The organism is Pseudomonas sp. SIMBA_068, from assembly GCF_046534705.1.
GTDB classification, from domain to species: domain Bacteria; phylum Pseudomonadota; class Gammaproteobacteria; order Pseudomonadales; family Pseudomonadaceae; genus Aquipseudomonas; species Aquipseudomonas putida.
This window is the reverse complement of record NZ_JAWRYI010000747.1, coordinates 1-264: the sequence shown is the minus strand read 5'-3', so window position 1 is coordinate 264 and position 264 is coordinate 1. Positions and strand designations below refer to the sequence as shown.

Below are 264 nucleotides of genomic sequence, written 5' to 3'. Positions count from 1 at the left end.
ACCTTTGTGCGCGAGACCGGTACTGACACGCTGGCGGTCGCCATCGGTACCTCGCATGGCCTCTACCCCAAAGGGAAGCAACCGAAGCTGGATATCGAGCGCCTGCAGCAGATCCGTAAGGTGGTCGATATCCCGCTGGTGCTGCATGGCGGTTCAGGCAACAAAGACAGCGAGGTCGTGGAGTCGATCCGTTATGGCGTCGGTAAAATCAATATCTCCAGTGATATGAAGAAGGCGTTCTTCGTGGCGCTGGAGCAGGAACTG

1 protein-coding gene is annotated in these 264 nt (G+C 57.2%); it reads left to right on the top strand.

Annotated features, from left to right (window positions below):
• Positions 1-264, top strand: a 264-nt coding sequence (locus tag SB756_RS31260) for a class II fructose-bisphosphate aldolase (protein WP_410913391.1), incomplete at both ends; no start/stop codon positions are given.